The organism is Chitinophaga sp. (assembly GCF_036569125.1).
In the GTDB taxonomy this organism is placed as follows: Bacteria; Bacteroidota; Bacteroidia; order Chitinophagales; family Chitinophagaceae; genus Chitinophaga.
In genome coordinates this window covers 1-9,711 of sequence record NZ_DATCRF010000624.1, presented here as the reverse complement: position 1 = coordinate 9,711, position 9,711 = coordinate 1, and the positions used below count along the sequence as shown (strand labels likewise).

8 protein-coding genes are annotated in these 9,711 nt (G+C 47.0%); 3 read left to right on the top strand and 5 right to left on the bottom strand.

Features of this window, described 5'->3' with window-relative positions; all coding sequences use genetic code 11:
* The 5 genes from VIM87_RS23295 to VIM87_RS23275 form a co-directional block, all read right to left on the bottom strand.
* Nucleotides 1-497 (bottom strand): alpha-N-acetylglucosaminidase N-terminal domain-containing protein (locus VIM87_RS23295; protein ID WP_331999329.1); only part of this gene is annotated, 497 nt, incomplete at its 3' end.
* Between the two features lie 97 nt (nt 498-594).
* Nucleotides 595-2,214 (bottom strand): RagB/SusD family nutrient uptake outer membrane protein, encoded by a 1,620-nt coding sequence (locus tag VIM87_RS23290; protein ID WP_331999328.1) that lies wholly within the window; start codon nt 2,212-2,214, stop codon nt 595-597.
* A 23-nt stretch (nt 2,215-2,237) separates the two neighbouring features.
* On the bottom strand, nt 2,238-5,498 hold the full coding sequence (locus VIM87_RS23285) for a TonB-dependent receptor (RefSeq protein WP_331999327.1): 3,261 nt from the start codon (nt 5,496-5,498) through the stop codon (nt 2,238-2,240).
* A 472-nt stretch (nt 5,499-5,970) separates the two neighbouring features.
* The gene (locus VIM87_RS23280) at nt 5,971-7,203 is read right to left on the bottom strand and encodes a FecR family protein (protein WP_331999326.1); all 1,233 of its coding nucleotides are present in this window, start codon (nt 7,201-7,203) and stop codon (nt 5,971-5,973) included.
* Nucleotides 7,204-7,340: 137 nt separating this feature from the next.
* The gene (locus tag VIM87_RS23275) at nt 7,341-7,946 is read right to left on the bottom strand and encodes an RNA polymerase sigma-70 factor (RefSeq protein WP_331999325.1); all 606 of its coding nucleotides are present in this window, start codon (nt 7,944-7,946) and stop codon (nt 7,341-7,343) included.
* Between the two features lie 158 nt (nt 7,947-8,104).
* On the opposite strand from VIM87_RS23275, the gene msrB reads away from it, so the two are divergent.
* From msrB to VIM87_RS23260, 3 genes are all read left to right on the top strand, one after another.
* Nucleotides 8,105-8,614, top strand: a complete 510-nt coding sequence (gene msrB / locus VIM87_RS23270; RefSeq protein ID WP_331999324.1) for a peptide-methionine (R)-S-oxide reductase MsrB — start codon at nt 8,105-8,107, stop codon at nt 8,612-8,614.
* Nucleotides 8,615-8,870: 256 nt separating this feature from the next.
* Complete coding sequence (locus tag VIM87_RS23265; protein WP_331999323.1) at nt 8,871-9,317, top strand: hypothetical protein; 447 nt, start codon at nt 8,871-8,873, stop codon at nt 9,315-9,317.
* Between the two features lie 79 nt (nt 9,318-9,396).
* The coding region (locus tag VIM87_RS23260; RefSeq protein WP_331999322.1) for a hypothetical protein at nt 9,397-9,711 on the top strand (315 nt) is incomplete at its 3' end.

Genomic DNA, 9,711 nt, shown 5'->3' with positions numbered 1-9,711 from the left:
GTATACCAGGTGTATTCCTCACCGGTAATAGCCAGCGGCATGTTAATACCATGCAGCGCCATCCAGTCAATTTCTTTTTCCCAGCGGTCCCAATCCCACCAGCTCATGCTGTAGTTAAAAGTGCAGTAGTTAAGATAATAGCGGTATTGATAGGGTGTTTGCCTGCGAACCTTTTCTTTTAAGGCCGGAAGCTTTGTGGGCAGGTGAAGGTTGGCGCCGTTCCAGGTGACCTGTGCATGGCAATATTCAGTAAGGTAATAATACAGCGCAGCTGCAACAGCTACGCCATTATTGCCCCTTAAAATAATTTTACTGGCGCTGCTTTCAATTTCAAAAACATCTTTTCCATCCTGTTGGGATAATCCCTCCACTTTAAAAAAAGCAGCCTGTTGCGGAAGCATTCTTTTAATAAGCCCGTAAGATGCCCGTGCATCCGGTTGTGCACTTACTTTCAGCAAGAGGGTTACGCAGCATAACAATAAAACAAACTTTCTCATCGTCAACCTTGCTTTAGGTGTAAAATAACATTCTGAAATGGAATAACCCGGGGACGGATCCCCGGGTTATATAATCTTTACTGATAGCCTACAACACTCAATAGCCAGGATTTTGCTGGAGCGCCAGGTTAAGACTTAATGCCGATGTAGGGATCGGGAAAATACGGCGGTAAGTTTCGGTGTTCGTCTTAAGGCCCCACTTATCCTCAAACTTGCCGAAGCGGATCATATCGTTCCGGCGCCAGCCTTCCCAGGCAAATTCACGCGTACGCTCTGCATACAAAGTGGCAAGCGTTACGGCCGTCCAGGGGGCAGTAGTAGTACGCTGCGCCCTTACATCGTTCACAAGGGATAAAGCTGTTTGGCCGTTGGTGGCCGCACCGCCCCGCAATATTGCCTCTGCCTTCATCAGCAATATATCCGCATACCTGAATACCGGTATATCGTTGTTCTGGTTACGGGTAGGTGAGCTTGCATCGGGATAGAACTTGATATTGCGGTAACCCATATTCCAGCCTATTTCATCATTACCCACATCAAATTGTGATGCATCGCCCTGCCTTAAAACAATATCAGGTGTAAGCTTTACATGGAACAATAATGCACCGGAAGGATCGCTTCCTGAATAAAACTGGTCATAGCCCAGGTTCGTAGTGGCAACGGTTACCGGCGTAACGCCGTCGTTCATATACTGCAAACCGGTAAGCCATTGTCCGTTCCTCACATCGTTAGGATCGTTAAAGAAGGCATAGTATTCAGGCAGGGTGCTTGCAGGGCCGCCCGGCGTGAACGGCAGGTTGAATTTTTTGGTTTCGCTGCGCGGTACATCATAACGGGCATGTATGTTCACACTTCTAAAAGGAAACGTGTTCGCGGATGTTGCATCGTAAGGAATAGCGAAAATAAATTCAGGCGTTTGCGGTCCATTGTCAGGATAAAAGATCTTAAGATAGCTATCCTTTGCCGCTAACACATATTTGCCGGATTTAATGATATTGTCGCAGGCTGCAATACAATCATCGTTACGCTGAGTGCCGGTATAAACCTCTGCATTCAGATACATTTTAGCCAGTAAGGCATAAGCGGTATACAGGTTAGGCCGGCCATAGGTGGTAATACCGGTTGCGCTGCTTAAAGAAGGAATAGCCGCCTTTATCTCGCTTTCAATAAAATTAAATACCTGTGCACGGGGGATATTGGGTTTGGGCGTAAAATCGCCATACAGGGTATCGATGGGTACATTCCCATAGTTATCCATCAGCATAAAATAAGCAAGCGCCCGTACCATTTTAAGCTCTGCCAGGCTGGTTTGTTTAAAGTTACCGGCCGGCATATTTTTATCCAGGATAGACAGCGCCTGGTTGGTAGCGCCAATAGTAGTTGTCAGCCAGGTCCAGTTGCCATTCACATAACCGTTGTCTTTTGTCCAGCTATGGTAATGCATTTCCTTATTCTGCCCGCCATCATACCAGTTACCGCCCCGGGCAGGCATAATGCCCTCATCGGTACTAAAAGATTGCTGAAAGAAATATTCAACGCCGTAGTTACCGCGCAGCGCAACATAGGCCGGACCGGCAGCCTGTATAAACTGTGCTGAATCCCGTGGGAAAACATCGGGTGTTAATTCCGTGGAAACCGGCACCTCCACCTTATGACAGGCGCTCATGGCCAGCGCCAGGCTCCCTATGCAAATACTATATTTAATTAGCTTTTTCATGATTAATGATTTTTCAGATTAGATCAAAATGCCGCGTTCAGGCCAAACAGGAAGGTGCGCGTTTTAGGATAGAAGTTGTTGTAATCAACTCCGGGCGCAATACCTCCCTGGTTTACCTCAGGATCTACCCCTTTGAACTTTGTGATCACAAACAGGTTGTTCACAGAGGTATATAACCGGATATTCTTAATGTACCGGCCCGGGTTCTTGATATTATAACCCAGCGTTGCATTATCGAACCTTACATAAGAGCCGCTTTCTATGAAACGGGAAGAGTACCGGTATGCATTCACATCGGCAATGGATTCATTACCTGCATCCACCAGGATGTTGGCGTATTGCGCGGTAGTAGGCCTGAAAAGATCTGCCCTGGTAGCATTGAATATTTTATTCCCGAACACCCCTCTGATAAAGATGTTGAGGTCAAAATCCTTGTAGCGGAAACTGTTGGACCAGCCGGCCAGCAGCTTAGGCTGCGCGCTGCCCATATAATGGTAGTCCCTGCCAATAGACGGAGAGGTAGTAAGCTTACCATCGCCGCCTACATATTGAGATACGCCATCCTGGTTCTTGCCGGCATACTCCAATGTAAAGAACTGGCCCAGCGGCTTACCTGATTTTAACAGCTGTAAAGAGCTGCCGGACTGGCCGCCGCCTTCCGGGAAGCTTACTGCCAGCGAATCACCGCCGGTGAACAGCGGATTTTTGAGGCTGGTTATTTTATTGGTGTTATGCGCCAGGTTCAGGTTGGAGGTCCAGCTGAAGCTTTTGGTTTGCACAGGCGTGGCGCTAAGTCCCAGCTCAATGCCCCTGTTATTCATGCTTCCTCCATTGGCCGTAATGGTTCCTGCCGGCACCAGCAGCGGGTCAACCCGGTACGGGTAGATCATACCCGTGGTATTCTTGTTATACCATTCCAGCGTTCCGCTTAATTTGCCTTTTAAGATCGCAAAGTCGATACCGATGTTGGTGGTGGCTGTTTTTTCCCAGCGCAGGTCCGGGTTATCGGCCTGGGTGGGGCCATAAGCAGCTCCCAGCACACCGTTATAATAGTATGTTCCAACGCTGCCTGAAATAAGCCGTGCAGTATATGCATTAAAACCGGTGGCATTACCTGTTACGCCGTAGCTTGCCCTCAGCTTTAAGCTGGTAAAGATCTGCTGTTTGTCCATAAATGCTTCATTGCTGATGCGCCATGCAGCACCTACAGAAGGGAAATATCCCCACTGGTGGTCGGTTCCGAAAACAGAGCTGCCATCCCTTCTTATAGAACCCTGTAACAGGTACTTATCCCTGAAGTTATAGTTTAAGCGGGCAAAGTCTGAAATAAGCCTTGTTTCCTGGTAAACACCGTTAGGGCCAAAGTCGATGCGGTACGAGCTAACAGCGTAAGGATTACTTAATGCAAAGTTCCTGTAAGCTATGTTATCAACAGGGAAGTTGGAGGTAGAAGCCTGGAAACCATCGCCATTAACAAAATTCTGCCAGGAGTACCCCAGCACTGCATTGATGCTGTGGTTACCGAACTTCCGGTCCCAGGTAAGGTAAGTTTCAAGCAGCTTGCTCGTGTTCTGGAATGAGCTTCTTACCGCCTGCCCGTTCGTACCGAATGTTTGCTGCGTGTGCGCGCCCAGTCCGGGATCCGGGTTATCATACATGTTGGTGTAATGATCGGTAAAATACTTATTGTAATAAGCGCCATACAACAGGCTGGTGCTTTGGTAAGCAAGGTTCATATCGTAGGTGAACCCGAAAGGTAATTTAACCTGCGTGGTAAAGCTTCCTACCAGGGTATTGTTCTTATTATTCACCTGGCTGTTATCCATCATGGCAACCGGGTTATAGTAGTTCTGGTTCTGGAAGTTCTCAAAATAGCTGCCGTCCGCATTCTTGATGGGTGAAACCGGCAGGTACAGCGCAGATTCCAGCAATACGGTATTCCGGTAGGCAATGTCATCGGAATTGGTACGGGAGTTGGTTACCGTAAGCCCGAACTTCACTTTATCATTTAACGCATATTGCTCTACGGCCATGCGGGCGATCACACGCTCCAGGGAGCTGGATTTAAGGATCCCTTCTTTACGTATATAGTTTACGCTGGCGATGTAATTGCCGTGTTCTCCACCGCCGCTGAAAGACAGGTTATGATTATGCGCAATTGCGGAGCTGCGTTGAATGGAGCTTTGCCAGTCGGTATTAGCGCCTTTGTCGTCCGCGGGAGAGAAAGCCAGGTTATTCTTTTTAAGGAAATCCCTCAGCTGGCCGGCATCCATCATATCCAGCTTGTTGGATACTTTTTCCAGGCCGATGTAGCTATTGTATCCCACCTGCATTTGTCCGCTCTTGCCTCTCCTGGTGGTTACCATGATAACGCCGTTGGCGCCGCGGTTACCATAAATAGCTGTAGCAGCAGCATCTTTCAGCACATCTACCGAAGCAATATCATCCGGCGCTATTACAGAGATATCTGCACCGGGGATACCGTCAATTACATAGAACGGTGTTTGGGAGCTGTTGATGGTGGAAGCGCCCCGCATAACAACGGCGGCCGGCTTATTGGGATCGCCGCTGGCTGAAATATTCAGGCCAGGCACCTTGCCCTGCAACAGCTGTCCCACATCACTTATGGCGCCCCTGTTAAGATCTTCTGCCTTAACGGTTGAAATGGCGCTGGTTAAGGCTGCCCTGTTCTGTTTACCATACCCTACCACCACAAAATCGCTCAATGTCACTTTGCTTTCGGAAAGGTTTATGGCAACAAAAGGCTGATCATTAAATGCAAGCTCCTTTGGGTCATAACCCACATAGGAAAACACCAGCACCTCACCTTTATTAACGCTGATGGAAAACTCACCATTTGCATCAGTGGTGGTTCCCCGCTGCGTGTTCTTTACCAATACGCTTACGCCAATGAGCGGTGTGCCATCAGCGGCAGTTACTTTTCCCTTTATTTGCGCGGGTGGCAGCGGGGCCTGGTAGTCGGTCTTTTCCCCCGGCAGCTTTATAATAATGGTGCGGTCTACTATAATGTATTCAAAACCCTGGCTGTTAAGGCATTTCTTCAGGGCCTCATCAATATTCACATCTTTGAGCTCTATAGAGATCTTATCTACATTTTTCAACAGTGATGATCTATACCAAAACGAGTAACCGCTTTGCCTTTCAATTTCTGAAAGCACTTTTACGAGCGGTGTATTTTTAGCTTTAAGGGAAATTTTCTGGGCAAATCCCTTAGCGCTAACCTGTAATAAAGCAGCAAGTATTAAAATGGTGGTTAATTTCATAACCAATAGCGTTTTGGATAATAACCGGCTTCGGGTAAGGCGGTGCAAGGCAGGCCCCAACCTACCGGTTTTGCGGTAAGCAATCAGATTCATACATTTGTTTTGATTTGGTTAATAAATAAACAGTTCCTGAAACAATTGTTTAGTCTAAAGATTAGCTCAAATTAAACCGGGGACGGCTCCAACGTTCCCGGTCTTTATTTGGTCTAAAGTCAGCTTTTCATTCTCTTATCATATTTAAGTGCTTGTTTTAGCAATGTTGTGGTGATACAATTTCATGGTAAGTCGTGGATTGTTTGCATTCCTTTATTTCCTGTTTGGTTGATATCCGGTTACAGCTATGGCTTATTAATACCCCATCTGTAACTTTGCGGAACCGTTCTGCTGTGTAGGCTGCAGCATCCCGTGAATAATTTTTTCATTGTTCAATTTTCATAGTGGATCAATAATATACTACTGCTTAAAGCTTATATCAGGCCGTTACAATAATTTTCCTTCCTTCAATTTTAAAATGCAGATCGCTCAGCTCCAATATCTTAAGCACTTGTGTAAGGCTTATATTCTTTGATATTTTCCCTGTAAAACGATCTGTTGGTATAGGACCCTCGTAGCTTACTTCTACATCGTACCACCGGCTCAGCTGGCGCATAATGGCCGGGAGCTCGGTATCATTATACTGGAACACGCCATTTATCCAGGCGGTTTCTTCTTCGGCATTAATACTGTTAGTAACTTTCAGATCGCTGTTCTGTTTAACCAGTCTTGCCTGCTGCATAGGGCTAAGCAATACGCTATTATTACTTTTGGTTACTTTCACGGCTCCTTCCAGCAAGGTTGTTTTCACCACGCTTTCATCGTCATAGGCCATTATATTAAAGTGGGTTCCAAGCACCTCTACCTGCATACCGCCACCCGCAGCCGCATCATTCACACGTACAATAAAAGGCACATTGCGGCCGTCGGCGCCCGTGTGCCTGCTTACTTCAAAATAGGCCTCCCCGGTTATTTGCACATTCCGTTCACTGCCGGTGAACGCTGTTGGAAAACGCAGGCTGGATCCGGCATTGAGCCAAACCGTGGTATTATCAGGGAGCGTTATTTTATAGGTACCGCCCCGGGGTGTTGAGATGGTATTATATACTACAGCACCCGCCTGGCCCTTAGCCTGGTAGGCAAGCTGGCCGTTATTTAATTTAATAATACTGGTATTGCCCTGCCGGGAAAGCTGGCCGTTCTTAGCGCTGTCCAGTGTAATGGTGCTGCCATCGGCCAGGGTTAATATTGCTTTATTACCACCGGGCTGCACATCTTTGATGATGGCCGCTGCTCCGGATTGTAAAGCCCCTGTATCCTTTGCCCGGTTACCGGTATTGAAATAATATAAGCCGCCAAGCACCAGGCCTGTTAAAACCGCCGCTGCGGCAATGCGTTTAAAAGTAAAAGATCTTTTAACCGGCATGGCCACCACCGGGGTCTGTGGCGCTTCACCCGACCTTTTAAGTACTTCGGCAAACATTTCAGGCAGCTGGCCCGGATCGGATAAACCCCTGTCCATTTTATTTTCAAGCCGGGCACGCAGCACATCGTCAATCACAGCAAGGCCGGGCTCTTTTTGTACTTCCGCCAAAAAGACTGCCAGCTCCTCCTGCCCGATCGTTTCATCCAGAAACTTTTGCACTAAATGCTCAAATGCCTGTTTTTCCATAAAATATTACCAGGTTTACAAGGGATCTATACATTTATATTTTTAAACATACATCATACAGGATGATAAAGTGTAAAGACTTTATCCCCCCCTTTATATAAAAGACGTAATTAAAAGAAAGAAGGGAGCGCCGGTGTTCAAATTTTTTTTTGCAGGAGTAATAACACGAACGTGTACAAGAGTGAGTTGCCCGTATGTTGTTCGAGAAGATGGCGTACCTGGACGATCGCCCGTACGATATAGCTTTTTACCGATTGTTTGGAGATGCCCATCTGGCGGGCAATTTCTTCATGGCTTAAGCCCTGGAAACGGCTCAGGCGAAAAGCGGTTTGCTGTTGCGGGGGAAGGTGCCGGATGGCCTGGTTCACCGCCTGTTCCAGCTCTTTAAACTCAAGCTGCTGCCCGGGGTGGTAGCCTGCTTCTTCAAAATAATCTTTCAGATATTCTTCATTTTCATGCACATACACCTTTTTCCGGAGGCGGTCAATGATCAGGTTGCGGGTAGTGATGTATAAATAGGATTCGAACCGGCTTACGTTCTTCAGGGCCTCCTTTTTCATCCAGATCTGCACAAAAATATCCTGGGCAAGATCCATGGATATTTCGGCTGATTTGGTAAAAGTAAATGCGGTGGAGTACACCTGGTCCCAATAGTGGTTGAAGACAACCTGGTAGGATTGCTGATCTCCCTGCGCAATACAATTCAGGAGATGTTTCTCATTATTTAACCCCTTTAAAAGCACCAGGTGTAATTTATTGCTAAAGGAGCAAATAATCAAATATCAGGGGTAGGATAAGGGAAAAAGGGGGTGGTTTAAATCCCGGATTTTCACTTAAGTGAAAATATACCATCCATAATAACAGGAAATTGGCGCTTAAAAGAAACTATAAATAAACAACAATGAAACATATTCTTTTAAGCTGTATGCTGGCCTTGTTTTGCGCCGGCAGCTACGCCCAGAACCTGAAATCAGATAAGGGACATGAGAACAATCCCTATTATTCTACAACCGATACCACGCAGCTCCATCTGTCTGATGCCGAATGGAAAAAGATCCTGCCGGCTGACCTTTACCTGGTAGCCAGGAAAAAGAATACCGAAAAGCCGTTTACCGGCAGGTACCTGGAAAACAACATCCGGGGAACCTATTACTGCGCAGCCTGCGGCAATGCGCTCTTTAAGTCTGATGCGAAGTTCGCCAGCAGCTGCGGCTGGCCAAGCTTTTACGAGCCGCTGAGAAAAAACAGTGTGAAATACCAGGAGGATCATTCATTAGGCATGAGCCGGACCGAAGTGCTGTGCGGACGTTGTAGCGCTCACCTGGGGCATATTTTCGATGACGGACCGGCGCCAACCTACAAAAGGTTTTGCATGAATTCCGTATCCCTTGATTTTGAACCGGGAGAATAGTGATCAGCAAAACCGTTGCTGCACGCAGTTTTCCTGCCAATATTAACTTAAGTGAAAAACGCAGCAGAAAAAACCACAGAACTTTGGTATAAGAAACCATTTAAAATTAAAAATCATGACATCAACCGCTCCCTTTAACGCGGCAATAACAATGCAGACCGTTGAAACTGCCCGATCATTACGCAGGCTCTATTTTATCCGTGCAGCGTTTTCCATAACCTGGGTTATTCTTGTTAGTCTTTTCGCCAAAACATCCATGGCAATTGCCAGTATCCTGCTGATCATTTACCCGGCATGGGATGTGATCGGGACTTTCCTGGATATCCGGGCCAACCTGAACAGCCCCTCCAGAACACCGCAATATATCAATGCTGTCATTAGCGTGTTAACTACGTTAGCCGTTGGCGTAGTATTACAAAAAGGCATTCCTGAAACCTTAATGGTTTTCGGCGCCTGGGCAATTTTAACCGGATCTATCCAGCTGGTTTTAGGCTTACAGCGCAGGAAACTGTTAGGCGGCCAATGGCCCATGATCATCAGCGGCGGGCAATCAATGATTGCAGGTGTGTCTATTATCATTCAGGCGCACGCTCCGGCAATGGGGATCGCTAACCTGGCCGGTTACTCGGCGTTTGGTGCATTCTATTACCTGCTTTCTGCTTTCCGCTTGTCTAAAACAATTAAACAGGCTACCGCAGTATAGGCAAATTTCCTTTTGCTGGCCGGTGTTGCCTTTAAGCATAACAACGGCGGCTTTTATTAACCACTGCTAAATAACGCCTATGAAAATTAAAATACTTTTACTGTGCTCAATCGTTGGCGCAGCCCGCGCACAGGCACAGAATATGATCAGTATGTCCAGCCAGCACCCGGCAGCGGACACACTGCCGGAAAATGGGCGCGAACAGGCATTACGTTATCCTGGTCTGCGCCGGGCCAACGTTACCACCACTATTTTTGGTTCAGGCCATTTTGATTCAAAGCTGAACGGTGAACATTTTGCCAGCGGTAAAAGTCAGAATGCGCGGATCAGCTCATTCTTTAATGTTCCAATAAGCAGATGGGGCAGCAATGAATTAAGCGGAACCATCTATCAC